This window comes from Streptomyces sp. NPDC031064 (assembly GCF_055570965.1).
In genome coordinates this window covers 75,766-88,004 of record NZ_JBVIGF010000004.1, presented here as the reverse complement: position 1 = coordinate 88,004, position 12,239 = coordinate 75,766, and the positions used below count along the sequence as shown (strand labels likewise).

The 12,239-nt window shown below is 71.2% G+C and carries 16 protein-coding genes and 1 tRNA gene; 2 read left to right on the top strand and 15 right to left on the bottom strand.

The genetic code is table 11. From position 1 onward, the window contains the following. Nucleotides 1–25 precede the first annotated feature (25 nt). From ACZ46W_RS15665 to ACZ46W_RS15650, 4 genes are all read right to left on the bottom strand, one after another. A complete protein-coding gene (locus ACZ46W_RS15665; protein ID WP_468337245.1) occupies nt 26–502 on the bottom strand; it encodes a hypothetical protein in 477 nt (158 codons plus the stop codon). Between the two features lie 50 nt (nt 503–552). Continuing rightward, a complete protein-coding gene (locus tag ACZ46W_RS15660) occupies nt 553–1,365 on the bottom strand; it encodes a YceI family protein (protein WP_468337242.1) in 813 nt (270 codons plus the stop codon). Nucleotides 1,366–1,479: 114 nt separating this feature from the next. Then, complete coding sequence (locus ACZ46W_RS15655) at nt 1,480–3,933, bottom strand: MFS transporter (protein WP_468338749.1); 2,454 nt, start codon at nt 3,931–3,933, stop codon at nt 1,480–1,482. Nucleotides 3,934–4,007: 74 nt separating this feature from the next. Continuing rightward, nucleotides 4,008–4,460 carry a MarR family winged helix-turn-helix transcriptional regulator gene (locus ACZ46W_RS15650; RefSeq protein ID WP_366127902.1) on the bottom strand — a complete coding sequence of 151 codons (453 nt, stop codon included), beginning with the start codon at nt 4,458–4,460 and terminating at the stop codon, nt 4,008–4,010. Nucleotides 4,461–4,607: 147 nt separating this feature from the next. Between ACZ46W_RS15650 and ACZ46W_RS15645 the strand changes: the two genes are divergently transcribed. Then, complete coding sequence (locus ACZ46W_RS15645) at nt 4,608–4,808, top strand: hypothetical protein (RefSeq protein ID WP_468337239.1); 201 nt, start codon at nt 4,608–4,610, stop codon at nt 4,806–4,808. Nucleotides 4,809–4,857: 49 nt separating this feature from the next. Here the strand turns inward: ACZ46W_RS15645 and ACZ46W_RS15640 are convergent, their stop codons facing one another. The 9 genes from ACZ46W_RS15640 to ACZ46W_RS15600 form a co-directional block, all read right to left on the bottom strand. Beyond that, nucleotides 4,858–5,613: a hypothetical protein gene (locus tag ACZ46W_RS15640; protein ID WP_468337236.1), complete on the bottom strand. Its 756-nt coding sequence runs from the start codon at nt 5,611–5,613 to the stop codon at nt 4,858–4,860. Nucleotides 5,614–5,667: 54 nt separating this feature from the next. Beyond that, nucleotides 5,668–6,549, bottom strand: a complete 882-nt coding sequence (locus ACZ46W_RS15635; RefSeq protein ID WP_366127899.1) for an RNA polymerase sigma factor SigF — start codon at nt 6,547–6,549, stop codon at nt 5,668–5,670. A gap of 234 nt (nt 6,550–6,783) precedes the next feature. Next, nucleotides 6,784–7,590, bottom strand: a complete 807-nt coding sequence (locus ACZ46W_RS15630) for an RNA polymerase sigma factor SigF (protein ID WP_468338747.1) — start codon at nt 7,588–7,590, stop codon at nt 6,784–6,786. 236 nt (nt 7,591–7,826) lie between these two features. After that, nucleotides 7,827–8,120 carry a Dabb family protein gene (locus ACZ46W_RS15625; protein WP_468337232.1) on the bottom strand — a complete coding sequence of 98 codons (294 nt, stop codon included), beginning with the start codon at nt 8,118–8,120 and terminating at the stop codon, nt 7,827–7,829. 8 nt (nt 8,121–8,128) lie between these two features. Beyond that, on the bottom strand, nt 8,129–8,293 hold the full coding sequence (locus ACZ46W_RS15620) for a hypothetical protein (RefSeq protein WP_198944136.1): 165 nt from the start codon (nt 8,291–8,293) through the stop codon (nt 8,129–8,131). Between the two features lie 373 nt (nt 8,294–8,666). Beyond that, nucleotides 8,667–8,751, bottom strand: a tRNA-Ser gene (locus ACZ46W_RS15615). A gap of 66 nt (nt 8,752–8,817) precedes the next feature. After that, a complete protein-coding gene (gene tadA, locus ACZ46W_RS15610; RefSeq protein ID WP_468337229.1) occupies nt 8,818–9,246 on the bottom strand; it encodes a tRNA adenosine(34) deaminase TadA in 429 nt (142 codons plus the stop codon). An 80-nt stretch (nt 9,247–9,326) separates the two neighbouring features. Then, nucleotides 9,327–9,857, bottom strand: coding sequence for a tRNA adenosine deaminase-associated protein (locus ACZ46W_RS15605; RefSeq protein WP_468337226.1), 531 nt, complete (start codon nt 9,855–9,857; stop codon nt 9,327–9,329). A gap of 148 nt (nt 9,858–10,005) precedes the next feature. Further along, on the bottom strand, nt 10,006–10,209 hold the full coding sequence (locus ACZ46W_RS15600) for a hypothetical protein (protein WP_468338745.1): 204 nt from the start codon (nt 10,207–10,209) through the stop codon (nt 10,006–10,008). Between the two features lie 84 nt (nt 10,210–10,293). Here ACZ46W_RS15600 and upp point away from each other — a divergent pair, with 84 nt between their 5' ends. Further along, nucleotides 10,294–10,929 (top strand): uracil phosphoribosyltransferase, encoded by a 636-nt coding sequence (gene upp, locus ACZ46W_RS15595; RefSeq protein ID WP_351824145.1) that lies wholly within the window; start codon nt 10,294–10,296, stop codon nt 10,927–10,929. Between the two features lie 42 nt (nt 10,930–10,971). Here the strand turns inward: upp and ACZ46W_RS15590 are convergent, their stop codons facing one another. After that, nucleotides 10,972–11,601 carry a LytR C-terminal domain-containing protein gene (locus tag ACZ46W_RS15590; protein ID WP_468337222.1) on the bottom strand — a complete coding sequence of 210 codons (630 nt, stop codon included), beginning with the start codon at nt 11,599–11,601 and terminating at the stop codon, nt 10,972–10,974. A 150-nt stretch (nt 11,602–11,751) separates the two neighbouring features. Next, entirely contained in the window at nt 11,752–12,048 is a 297-nt protein-coding gene (locus tag ACZ46W_RS15585) for a type II toxin-antitoxin system VapB family antitoxin (RefSeq protein ID WP_003999914.1), read from the bottom strand. Nucleotides 12,049–12,239 lie beyond the last annotated feature (191 nt).

Genomic DNA, 12,239 nt, shown 5'->3' with positions numbered 1-12,239 from the left:
GCCCCGGACGTTGCCCGGGACGTTGTCAGCGGCCGTGGCCGCTCCGGTGCGCCACGGCACCGCGCATCGCTTCCATCAGCTCCTGACGGGACGAGCGGAACGCGCGCCGCGCCTCGGTGCATTGAGGATCGTCCCGCTTGCCGCCCTCGACCACCACGTCCCGGTACGCGGTCAGCTTGTCTGCGGCGTCCCTGGCTCTCGCCACGACCTGCGGGGGAGCCAGAAGCTCCAACTGGTATTGCTTGACGTGCACTCCATGGTCGAGCAAAGCCGTCATCACGGACTGCCGATGCTCTTCGGCAGCGGTGAAGTCCCGGCTCGCATGGCTGATCAGGTCCCGGGCCTGTGTCAACGCTTCCAGGAACTGGGCGTACGTGGCGTGGAGCGTCTCCCTTTCCCGCTCTCCGGTGTCGCGTTTCCAACGTAAGCGGTCCGCGAGCAGGGTGCTCCCCACACCGATCACCGCCCCCAGCGCCGTGCTGACCAGTGCTGTCCATTCCATGGCCGCAGCGTACGGAGCCCGGCCGGTGACGGACAGACCCGTGCGGCGCCCTACGGCAGCACGTCCCCCCGCACCGCCTGGATGTCCAGTTCGACCCGCAGAGTCGTGCCGATCGCCGAGATGCCCGCCTGGAGCACCTGGTTGTAGTTCATGGCGAAGTCCTCCCGGCGCAACTGCGCCGTCGCGCGGAAGGCGGCGCGCACCCCGCCCCAGGGGTCCGGGCCCGTGCCCAGGTACGTGAGGTCGAGGTCGACGTCACGGACGACGCCGTGGAGCGACAGGGACCCGTGCACGGTCCAGCGGTCGGTCCCCGCCGGGGTGAGGGCGTGGCCGCGGTAGGTGATCTCGGGGTACGTGTCCACGTCCAGGAAGTCCGGTGACTTCAGGTGCTTGTCGCGCAGCGCGTTGCCCGTGTCGATGGACGCGGCCGCTATCACCGCGTCCACCCGGGAGGCGGCGAGGTCCGGGGCGATCTCGATCCGGCCGCCGAAGTCGGTGAACCGGCCGTGCACGCTGGAGATGCCCAGGTGCTGCGCGACCGCGCCCACTGACGAGTGCGCCGGGTCCAGCGTCCAGGCGCCCGGCGGCGGCAGTTCGACGCCGCCCGCCCGTGCCAGCACGACCGTGCCGACGTCGGCCCGCCCGCTCGCCGTCACCAGCGCGGTGGACGCCGCCGGGGCGTACCCGACGGCCGTCACGATCACCGTGTACGGGCCGGGGGCGAGGGGCGCGTCCGCGACGACCGCCCCCTCGGCGTCGGCGCCCGCCCGCAGCACCTGCGCGCCGGTCATGTCGGTGACGGTCACCACGGCGTGCTGGACGGCCCACCCGTCGCGGGTGCGTACCTGTGCGCGAAGTCCCATTCCCGTATCTCTCCCTCGTCGAGTTGAGGAGGGGCGGCAGGCCGTCCCCTGCCTGCCGCCCCGGTGCCCGGCCGCGCCTCCGCTCGACGTGCGGCCGGGGGTTCTTGATGTCGCCTACTCGCCGGGGTGGGCGAGCTCGATGTCGTGGCCGTCCACTCCGCCGCCGGCCACGGTCAGGGCACCGGCCACCGGCGGGTAGCCGGTCGCGATGACCGTGTACTCGCCCGCGTCGAGGTCGGCGAACGCGTACGCGCCGTCCTCGCCGGTGGTCGCCGTCGCGACGACGTTCCCGGCCGCGTCGACGAGCGTGACCCGCGCGTCCGCCAGGGCCCGGTGGTCCGCCCCGGCGCGTACCGTGCCCCGGAGCCGGGCGCCCGATCGGAGGAGGGCCTCCACCCGGGTCACGCCCTGGCCGCCGATCTCGACCGGCAGGGCGAGCGGCCGGTAGCCGTCGGCGTTCACCGCGACGGTCACGGTGCCCGGCACCAGCTCGGCGAAGGCGAAGGTGCCGTCCTGGGTGGACGTGCCGGTGGCGAGGACGTCGCCGCGCACATCCGTGACGATCACCATCGCGCCCTCGACGGGCTCCCCGCCCTCGGCCGCCCGGACCGAGCCGACCAGCCCGCTCGTACCGGACAGGAGGATGTCGTACGCCAGCGGCTCCGCCCCGACCACGACCGTGGAGGCCTGCGGCTGGAAGCCGTCGGCCGAGGCGATCAGGACGTACGAGCCGGAGCCCGGGGCGTCCAGCGCGTAACCGCCGTCGGCCTGTGCGACCGCGCGGCCGAGCTGCCGTCCGCCGAGGGAGATCAGCGTGACGGCGGCCCGGGCGACCGGTGCGCCCTCGGCGGTGCGGACGGTGCCGTGGACAGGGGTGCCGTGCGCGTGCGCGGCGTGCGCGGGGGTGCCGTGGACGGGCGTGCCGTGCGCGGGGGTGCCGTGGACGGGCGTGCCGTGCGCGGGGGTGCCGTCGGCGGGGGTGGCGTGCGCGGGGGTGCCGTGCGCGGGCGCGGCGGCCGGGGAATCGGCGACGACCGGTGCCTCAGCAGCGGACTCCGGCTCCGGCTTCGCGTTGCTCTTCAACGCGACCTCCTTGATGAACAGCGTCACGAGGAAGGCGAGCAGGGCGAAGGGGGCCGAGTAGAGGAAGACGTCCCCCACACCGTGCCCGTACGCCGTCTCCACGACCGTGCGGAACGGCGCGGGCAGCGCGTCCAGGTCGGGGATGCCGCCGCCGGCCGTACCGCCGTGGCCCATCGCCGCGCCCTGCGGGCCCAGGCCGGCGAGGCCGTCCTGGACGTAGTGGGTGACCCGGTTGGCCATGACCGCGCCCAGCGCCGAGACGCCGACGGCACCGCCCAGGGACCGGAAGAAGGTGACGACGGACGACGCGGCCCCGAGGTCCGAGGGGTCGACCTGGTTCTGGGTGCACAGCACGAGGTTCTGCATCATCATGCCGAGGCCCAGGCCCATGACGGCCATGAAGAGCGCGATGTGCCAGTACTCCGTGTCGTACCGGATCGTCCCCAGCAGGCCAAGGCCCGCCGTCACCAGCACACCACCGCTGACCAGCCACGCCTTCCAGCGGCCCGTCCTGGTGATGACCCAGCCCGAGACCGTCGACGAGACGAACAGGCCCCCGATCATCGGGATCGTCATGACGCCCGACATCGTCGGCGACTTGTCGCGCGCGAGCTGGAAGTACTGGCTGAAGAAGACCGTGCCCGCGAACATCGCGACACCGACGAAGAGCGACGCGACCGAGGCGAGCGTGATGGTGCGGTTGCGGAACAGCCGCAGCGGGATGATCGGGTCGCTCGCCCGCGACTCGACGAGCAGGAACAGCGCACCGAGCACGACCGACCCGCCGACCATGGCGTACGTCTGCCACGACACCCAGTCGTACTTGTCACCGGCGAAGGTGACCCACACCAGCAGCAGCGAGACGGCCGCGCTGATGAAGAACGCGCCCGACCAGTCGACCTTCACCTGACGCCGGACGACCGGCAGCTTCAGGGTCTTCTGGAGCACGATCAGCGCGATCACCGCGAAGGGCACGCCCACGTAGAAGCACCAGCGCCAGCCCAGCCAGTCGGTGTCGGTGATCACGCCGCCGAGCAGCGGGCCGCCGACGGTGGCGACGGCGAAGGTGGCGCCCAGGTAGCCGCTGTAGCGGCCGCGCTCGCGCGGGGAGATCATCGCGGCCATCACGATCTGCGCGAGGGCCGACAGGCCGCCGACGCCGATGCCCTGGACGACGCGGCAGGCGATGAGCATGCCGGCGTTCTGGGAGAGGCCGGCGACGACCGAGCCCAGCACGTAGATGACCAGGGCTATCTGGACCAGCAGCTTCTTGGAGAAGAGGTCCGCGAGCTTGCCCCACAGCGGGGTGGTCGCCGTCATCGCGAGCAGCGAGGCGGTCACGACCCAGGTGTAGGCGCTCTGGCCGCCGCCGAGGTCGGAGATGATCTCGGGCAGGGCGTTGGAGACGATCGTCGAGGACAGGATGGCGACGAACATCCCGAGCAGCAGCCCGGAGAGCGCCTCCATGATCTGCCGGTGCGTCATCGGCGCGCCACTGTCATGGGTCTTGGCGTGGCCGCCCCGCACACCGGTTGGTGTGGTCGTAGCCATGAACTTCCTTACGTGCGTGGTGTGGTGTGGGGCCGGCAGTCTCCGAAGGAGGTACGGAGCCGGGCCAGCATCGCGTTGAGCTGTCCGACCTCGTCGTCGGACCAGTCCTTCAGGTGGTGGGCGAACAGGTCCGCCGACCGACGGCCGAGGTCGTCGAGCAGGGCCTTGCCCGCCGGGGTGAGGCGGAGGATGCGGGAACGTCTGTCGCCCGGGTGGGGCTGCCGTTCGATCCAGCCCCGCTCGGCGACGTGCGCCACATGCCGGCTGGTCACCGACATGTCGACGGCGAGCAGCTCGGCGAGGCGGCTCATGCGCATCTCGCCGTACCGGTCGAGGAGGGCGAGGACGGCGGCGGAGCCGGCCGGGCACTCCACGGGCAGCAGCCGCGAGAGTCCGCGCTTGACGGCACCGATGGCGCTCAGTTGCCGGGCCAGCTCTTCGTACTGACTCCGCTCGGCCATGGGCACCCCCAGCATCTTGTTGCTTAGGGCAACCATAGAAGAGGTTGGTTGCTACAGGCAAACTAAAAAGGGGCGAAGGTGGCTAAAGTCCTGGCAAAGGAAGGCGAGGGTTGGGTGGCCGGACCAGGTTCGCTAGGGTCCTGCCCCATGGCACACAACCCCCAGGGCCCCGACGGCAACTACGACCCGGCGGGCAGCACGCAGATGTTCCGCGCCTTCGTCGACGAGGGCACGCCGCAGCGGCAGCAGCAGGTGGCGGCCCAGTCGGGGCCGCGGGTCGGCCTGATCGCCGGCGTCGTCGTGGTCGTCGTGATCGTCGCCGCGGTCGCCTGGCTCGCGCTCGGCTGATCGTCCCCTGTTTCCCGGGCTCGGTTTCCGGGACGTTGTTTCCGGGCCTCTATTCCCAGGAGGCGGTGACGTCCCGGGTCTCGATGTGCATGCCCAGCGGCACCCGCCAGGCGTCCACGCAGACCGTGTACGTCCCCGTCTTCGTCGCGCCCGCCGCGATCGGCGCGGGCAGCGGCTGAGCCGTCTCGACGGTCGCCCAGTCGACGCCGAGCGCCCCGATGACGTGCGTCGCGAAGGTGGCGGTGCCCGAACGCACCGGTGAGCCACCGGTGTTGTGGAACTCCACGGTGACCCTCTCGCACCAGCGCCGGTCGCCGGGCGCCCGGATCGGTCCGCCGACCACGAGGGCGGCGGGGCGGGGCGGCGCGGTGGTGCCGGGTGGCGCGGTGGTGCCGGGCGGCGGCTGTGGCGGCTCGTGCGGCTGCCGGGGCGGCGTGGTGGGCGGCGTGCCCGGGGCGGAGGCGGACGGGCCGGCCGTCGTGCCCGGCGCGGACGGCGCGGTCGTCGTGCCCGGCGCGGTCGGACCGGCCGTGCGGGAGGCGCCCGGCGGCGCGAGCGACGCGGACGGCGCCCCCGTACCCGTACCGGACGGCGCCCCCGTACCCGATGGTCCGCGGCCGTCCAGTGGTACGAGCACGACCTCGCCCGACGGCGGGACCGGACCCGAGCCGCCGGGGTGGCCGGCACCCGCCCCGACCGCTCCCGTGGCGGCGCGCCCTTCCCCGGCGCCGTTCCCGCACGCGGTCAGCGCCCCGCACAGGCAGAGCGCCACCGCCATCGCCGCTGGCCCAAGTCGACGGTTCATCGCGCCAGTGTGGATGACGAACCGTCAGTTATGAACCCCCGTGCCGTGAGGGTGTCAGTCGGAGATGAGCCCCTCGCGGAGCTGGGCGAGCGTGCGCGTCAGCAGTCGCGAGACGTGCATCTGCGAGATGCCGACCTCCTCGCCGATCTGCGACTGCGTCATGTTGGCGAAGAACCGCAGCATGATGATCTGCCGCTCGCGGGGCGGGAGTTTGGCCAGCAGCGGCTTGAGCGACTCCCGGTACTCGACGCCCTCCAGGGCGCTGTCCTCGTACCCGAGCCGGTCCGCCAGCGAGCCCTCGCCGCCGTCGTCCTCGGGGGAGGGCGAGTCCAGCGACGACGCCGTGTACGCGTTGCCGACCGCGAGGCCGTCGACGACGTCGTCCTCCGACACGCCCAGCACGGCGGCCAGTTCGGGGACGGTCGGCGAACGGTCGAGCTTCTGTGCCAGCTCGTCGCTGGCCTTGGTCAGCGCCAGCCGCAGCTCCTGGAGCCGGCGCGGCACGCGCACCGACCACGAGGTGTCGCGGAAGAACCGCTTGATCTCACCGACGACCGTCGGCATCGCGAACGTCGGGAACTCCACGCCCCGTTCGCAGTCGAACCGGTCGATCGCCTTGATCAGTCCGATGGTGCCGACCTGGACGATGTCCTCCATCGGCTCGTTGCGCGAGCGGAAGCGGGCGGCCGCGTACCGCACGAGCGGCAGGTTCAGCTCGATGAGCGTGTCCCGCACGTACGTGCGCTCCGGGCCGTCCGCGCCTTCGGCGTCCAGGGCGGCGAGCCGCAGGAACAGGGAGCGGGACAGGGTGCGGGTGTCGATGGCTTCCGGCGCCGTGTCGGGAAGCGGTGCGGGTTCGCTCTGGCTCTGCGCGGGCACGGACGCCGGCACGGGCGTGAGCGTGAGCACCTTCGAGCTGCCCTGTTCTGCGGACATGCCACCCCCTTGAGGTCGCGGACGGTCGCGTGGGCCGCGACCATCGGAGGAACGCAGCCTCCACCTGAATACCGGCGCCGAGACTGCGGCAAACGCGGTTCCAGCAGAATGTCACATGTCGGCAACACGCTGTAGTGACTTGTCGACAAGAATGCGGCAAGTATGCGCAGGAAACTGGGGGTGTGGGGCCTTTTGGCCACTCGATCCAGGGCTGAACGGGTCTACCCGATCAGGTTACGCATCGATTCGATTTGCGGACCTGAGGCGGGCGAAGCTCCGCGCCAGAAGCCTTGACACATGCATCTGCGAGACGCCCAGTTCCTGGCTGATCTGAGACTGGGTCAGGTTGCTGTAATAGCGGAGCATCAGGATTCGCTGCTCCCGCTCGGGCAGTTGCACCAGCAGGTGCCGCACCAGGTCGCGGTGTTCGACCCCCGCCAGCGCCGGGTCCTCGTAGCCGAGCCGGTCCAGCAGCCCCGGCATGCCGTCGCCCTCCTGGGCGGCCTCCAGGGACGTCGCGTGGTACGAGCGGCCCGCCTCGATGCAGGACAGCACCTCGTCCTCGGAGATCTTCAGCCGGTCGGCGATCTCGGCGGTCGTGGGGGATCGGCCGTGAGCCGTCGTCAGGTCCTCGGTCGCGCCGTTGACCTGCACCCACAGCTCGTGCAGCCGGCGCGGTACGTGGACGGTGCGGACGTTGTCGCGGAAATACCGCTTGATCTCGCCGACGACGGTGGGCATGGCGAACGTCGGGAACTGCACGCCCCGGTCCGGGTCGAACCGGTCGATCGCGTTGATCAGCCCGATGGTGCCGACCTGGACCACGTCCTCCATGGGCTCGTTGCGGGAGCGGAAGCGGGCGGCGGCGTACCGCACCAGCGGCAGGTTCGCCTCGATGAGGGCCCCGCGCACCCGGGTGTGCTCCGGGGTCCCCGGCTCCAGCGTCTTGAGCTGGCCGAACAGCACCTGGGTGAGCGCTCGGGTGTCGGCGGCCCGCCCCTGTGCCTTGGTGCGGGCCTCCGATTCGTTCTGGGGCGGCACCTGTTGAGGCGTCGTACTGGCCGGCACGTTCACGCCACCCCTTCGCGGTCGGTCTCGCGAGTCTCGCGGTCAATTACGGTCAACTCATCCGTCAAAAGCGGTCATAGCATCACAAGACATGTCCACTGTGTGCAAGCACCTGATAACGTCGTGTTGTCGACGTACGCACACGAAAAGCCCCGCACCAGTGGGGTGCGGGGCTCGTGTCCCGGAGGCGCCGGAGGTGGCGCGGGGGCTCAGAACTCGTAGTCGGCGATCACCCATGTGGCGAACTCGCGCCACTGGCCGGCGGCGGCCTGGTGGGCCGGGTGCTCGATGTAGCGCTTCAGCGCGTCCTTGTCCGCGACCGCCGAGTTGATGGCGAAGTCGTACGCGATGTCCCGGTCCGTGATGTTCCAGGCGCACTCCCAGAACTCCAGCTCCGGGATGAGCCCACCGAGCTCCTCGAACGCCTTCACGCCCTCGGCGACGCGCGGCTCGTCGCGCCGCACCCCGTCGTTGAGCTTGAACAGGACCAGGTGGCGGATCACAGGAACTCCTAGTTGACGAGCTCGGTCATGAAGTCGCCGACGCCCTGCGCGGCGCTCGAAATGCCCTCGAACCCTACCCCTACGAGGTCGGCGGCGCGCTGTGGGGAGTTGATGATCGTGTAGAGCACGAAGACGACGAGGACGTACAGCGTGATCTTCTTGGCCTGCACCATCTGACCCTGGCTCCCCGTCTCTCCCCTGCGATCCCGTGGGCGGTCGGGTGAGTCTAACCGAGCCTTTAAGGACCAAGGCCCTCCCCATCGGGGGCTTTTGCCGGTCCCGCCGGGAAGGCGCGGGGCGGAGCATGGACGGTGAGCCCGGCGGGCCCGGCAGGAACCCGCGGGGTGAGCGAACCGGTCCCACTGCGGCGGGTCCGTGCCGCGCGCTTCCCCCGGAGCGGCTCGGACGTGCGGGTCCGGTTCTCATCGGGGGGAGCGGCTTGTCCCCCCGATGCCGCTCCCCCCGTCCACCTTTTTCCGTCCACCTTTTCCCACGGACACGCGGAAGGGCCCCGACGCCGATGCGTCGGGGCCCTTCACACAAGAGCGGTAGCGGAGGGATTTGAACCCTCGGTGACTTGCGCCACACTCGCTTTCGAGGCGAGCTCCTTCGGCCGCTCGGACACGCTACCGAGAGAGAGCTTAGCCCAAAGGTGCCGCTACGAAGAAATCCGTTGTCGGCGGGGCTCCACGTCGCGTCAGCGGTCGCGGAAGAAGCGGGTGAGGAGCGCCGCGCACTCCTCGGCCAGCACGCCCTGGATCACCTCGGGCCGGTGGTTGAGCCGCCGGTCCCGTACGAGGTCCCACAGCGATCCGACCGCGCCCGCCTTCTCGTCCACGGCCCCGAACACCAGCCGGTCCACCCGGGACTGCACGAGCGCGCCCGCGCACATCACGCACGGCTCCAGGGTGACGACCAGCGTGCACCCCGTCAGCCGCCACTCCCCGTACGCCTCGGCGGCCCGGCGCAGCGCCAGGACCTCGGCGTGCGCGGTCGGATCGCCGGTCGCCTCGCGTTCGTTGTGACCGGTGGCGAGCACCGTGCCGTCCGGGGACAGGACGACCGCGCCGACCGGTACGTCGCCGGCCCGCGCGGCTCGCTCGGCCTCCTCCAGCGCGTGGCGCATCGGCGCCCGCCACGGCTCCCGGACGGGGTCCCGAGCGGGGTCCGGGGCGGAGGGTGTGGGTGCTGTCGGTGCGGGACGCACTAGCGGACGGCCTCCAGCACCTCCGCGGCGCCGAGCGCGTCCGCGATCTCCGACAGCGCGTCGGTGTCGAGCGCCAGCAGGTCCTCCTCGGACATGCCCAGGTCGGCCAGGACCAGCCGGTCGCCGACCGGCTCCGCGGGCACGGCCTCGGCCGTCACCGCCGATTCCTCCTCGTCGTCGTCCTCGGCCGGCTCCCCGTCCTCGGTGCCGTCGAGGTCCAGCGCGTCCAGGTCGGGGCCGTCGTCCTCCTGGTCGTCGCCCAGCAGTTCCTTGGTGAGGATCTCCCCGTACGAGGAGCGGGCGGCGGCCGCTCCGTCGGATACGTAGATCCGAGGGTCGTCCTCACCCTCCACGCGGACGATGCCGAACCATGCGTCCTCCTGCTCGATGAAGACGATCACTGTGTCGTCGTCCACCGAGGCCTCGCGGGCAAGCTCGGTCAGATCCGACAAGGTCTCCACATCGTCGAGCTCTGTGTCGCTCGCTTCCCACCCGTCTTCGGTGCGCGCGAGCAGTGCGGCGAAGTACACCGTGACTCTCCCACTGATCAGAGGTGTGACGATCGGGCGGCACGCTCCTGAATGCCCCGCCCATCGGCATCGTGGCAGATGCGAGGCCCTCAGGAGAGGTGTTCCGCTCTTGCGTCGTGCACCAGTCTGAGTCCGATGCCGGTCCGTGTCACCAGCGGAACGTGCGCATCCGCATTGCCTGGCGCATCCTGGCGGCTCTCGCCCGGCGTGGCTGGACGCGGTCGCGCAGTGCTTTCGCCTCGTTCAGCTCGCGCAGGAACTGGGCGCGGCGGCGCCTGCGCTCGGCGTCGCTCTCCTGGCGGTCCGGCGCCCGGCCGTCCCGCTCCCGCTCCGGCTCTTCCGGCTCCGGCATCGCGACCACCCCCAGGCTGGGTCCGTCCACCCCACCTTCCCTCCGCGGCGGGGGTTGATGCCAGTGCGGGCTACTGTTGAGGGCATGCGGATCCACGTCGTCGACCACCCGCTGGTGGCGCACAAACTCACCACGCTGCGCGACAGGCGCACCGACTCCCCGACCTTCCGGCGGCTCGCCGACGAGCTGGTCACCCTGCTCGCGTACGAGGCCACCCGGGACGTGCGCACCGAGCAGGTCGACATCGAGACCCCGGTGACCCGGACGACCGGCGTGAAGCTGTCGAGCCCGAAGCCGCTGGTGGTGCCGATCCTGCGGGCGGGCCTGGGCATGCTCGACGGCATGGTGCGGCTGCTGCCGACCGCCGAGGTGGGCTTCCTCGGCATGATCCGCAACGAGGAGACGCTGGAGGCGTCCACGTACGCCACCCGGATGCCGGAGGACCTCTCCGGGCGCCAGGTGTACGTCCTGGACCCGATGCTGGCCACCGGCGGCACGCTGGTCGCCGCGATCCAGGAGCTGATCAAGCGCGGCGCGGACGACGTGACGGCGGTCGTGCTGCTGGCGGCGCCCGAGGGCGTCGAGGTCATGGAGCGCGAGCTGGCGGGCACGCCGGTGACGGTCGTGACGGCCTCGGTCGACGAGCGCCTCAACGAGCACGGCTACATCGTCCCGGGCCTCGGCGACGCGGGCGACCGGATGTACGGGACGGCCGACTGACGGTTCGCGGGACGGCCGATCAGCGGTTCGCGGGACGGCCGCTCAGCACTTTCCGGAGGGCGCGGGCGCGGGCTTGGCCAGGGCGGCCAGGGCGGCGGTCGCGTCCTTCGGCGGTGTCAGGCTCTTGAACGCCGTACCGATGATCAGGTCCACGTCCGCCGTGGCGCGCGTGTCCATCTTGAGCGCGGCACCCTTGAGCTGCGTACGGAGGACGGGGAAGGCGTTGTCGCGGGCCCCGGTGGCGCCGAGCAGTATCCCGGGGCCGGGGACCTTCTTGTCGTACGCGGCCGGGGCGTTGCCCACCTTGCCGATGACGAAGCCGCGCTTCTTCAGCTCGTCGGCGGTCGACTTGGCGAGGCCCGCGCGCGGGGTCGCGTTGTAGACGTTCACCGTGATCTGGGCGGGCTTGAGGGGCACGTGGACCGGTGTCACGGGGTTCTTGCGGGGCTTGCACCCGGGCCCGGCCGCGGTGCGGGCGCGGGTGTCGGTGCCGCCCCCGCCGAAGACATCGATGAGCTGTAGCGTTCCCCAGCCGCCCAGGCCGAGGGCGACCACTGCGGCGAGCGCCGCGACCATGATCCGGCGCCGGCGTCGGGGGCGGCGCATGCGCGGGTAGGCATCACCCGTAATGCGGTACTTTCCGCCCATACCGGGGGGAGTGAGCATGCTCATGGGCGCAGCGTAATGCCGCCCGGTGACTATGCCTACTAAACGATCAGCCCATGGGGGCCGGACGGGTGGGAAAGGGCCCGAAAGGCTGACATGGCGGTGCCGCCGACGGTCGCCGACCGCTCAGTCAGGTTGTCGTCCGTCCGGTTCGAGTCAGTCCAGTTCGAGCACGCGGGCGTGCAGGACCTGCCGCTGTTGCAGAGCCGCGCGTACGGCGCGGTGCAGTCCGTCCTCGAGGTAGAGATCGCCCTGCCACTTCACGACGTGCGCGAAGAGATCGCCGTAGAAGGTCGAGTCCTCGGCGAGGAGCGTCTCCAGGTCGAGCTGCCCCTTGGTGGTCACGAGCTGATCGAGGCGGACCGGGCGCGGCGCGACATCCGCCCACTGCCGGGTGCTTTCCCGGCCGTGGTCGGGATACGGCCGCCCGTTACCGATGCGCTTGAAGATCACACGGAAAGCCTACCGGGCGAGCGGCTCCCGGCGCAGCCACGCGACGCCAGTCCGAGGGGGACGAAATTCGAGTGGGAGGCGGAATCCGAGCAAACCGGGACGGGCGCGGGGGGGGGGGGGGGGGGGGGGGGGGGGTTCCGGGGTGGGTGGTTGTTTTTTTTTTTTTTTTCTCGTTTCCTTCTTTTTTTTTC

What these genes read in the sequence shown, in the direction of transcription:
- ACZ46W_RS15665 (WP_468337245.1), bottom strand. Translation starts at nt 502, where the DNA reads ATGGAATGGACAGCACTGGTCAGCACGGCGCTGGGGGCGGTGATCGGT.
- ACZ46W_RS15660 (WP_468337242.1), bottom strand. Translation starts at nt 1,365, where the DNA reads ATGGGACTTCGCGCACAGGTACGCACCCGCGACGGGTGGGCCGTCCAG.
- ACZ46W_RS15655 (WP_468338749.1), bottom strand. Translation starts at nt 3,933, where the DNA reads ATGACGCACCGGCAGATCATGGAGGCGCTCTCCGGGCTGCTGCTCGGG.
- ACZ46W_RS15650 (WP_366127902.1), bottom strand. Translation starts at nt 4,460, where the DNA reads ATGGCCGAGCGGAGTCAGTACGAAGAGCTGGCCCGGCAACTGAGCGCC.
- ACZ46W_RS15645 (WP_468337239.1), top strand. Translation starts at nt 4,608, where the DNA reads ATGGCACACAACCCCCAGGGCCCCGACGGCAACTACGACCCGGCGGGC.
- ACZ46W_RS15640 (WP_468337236.1), bottom strand. Translation starts at nt 5,613, where the DNA reads ATGAACCGTCGACTTGGGCCAGCGGCGATGGCGGTGGCGCTCTGCCTG.
- ACZ46W_RS15635 (WP_366127899.1), bottom strand. Translation starts at nt 6,549, where the DNA reads ATGTCCGCAGAACAGGGCAGCTCGAAGGTGCTCACGCTCACGCCCGTG.
- ACZ46W_RS15620 (WP_198944136.1), bottom strand. Translation starts at nt 8,293, where the DNA reads ATGGTGCAGGCCAAGAAGATCACGCTGTACGTCCTCGTCGTCTTCGTG.
- tadA (WP_468337229.1), bottom strand. Translation starts at nt 9,246, where the DNA reads ATGCGCCACGCGCTGGAGGAGGCCGAGCGAGCCGCGCGGGCCGGCGAC.
- ACZ46W_RS15600 (WP_468338745.1), bottom strand. Translation starts at nt 10,209, where the DNA reads ATGCCGGAGCCGGAAGAGCCGGAGCGGGAGCGGGACGGCCGGGCGCCG.
- upp (WP_351824145.1), top strand. Translation starts at nt 10,294, where the DNA reads ATGCGGATCCACGTCGTCGACCACCCGCTGGTGGCGCACAAACTCACC.
- ACZ46W_RS15590 (WP_468337222.1), bottom strand. Translation starts at nt 11,601, where the DNA reads ATGAGCATGCTCACTCCCCCCGGTATGGGCGGAAAGTACCGCATTACG.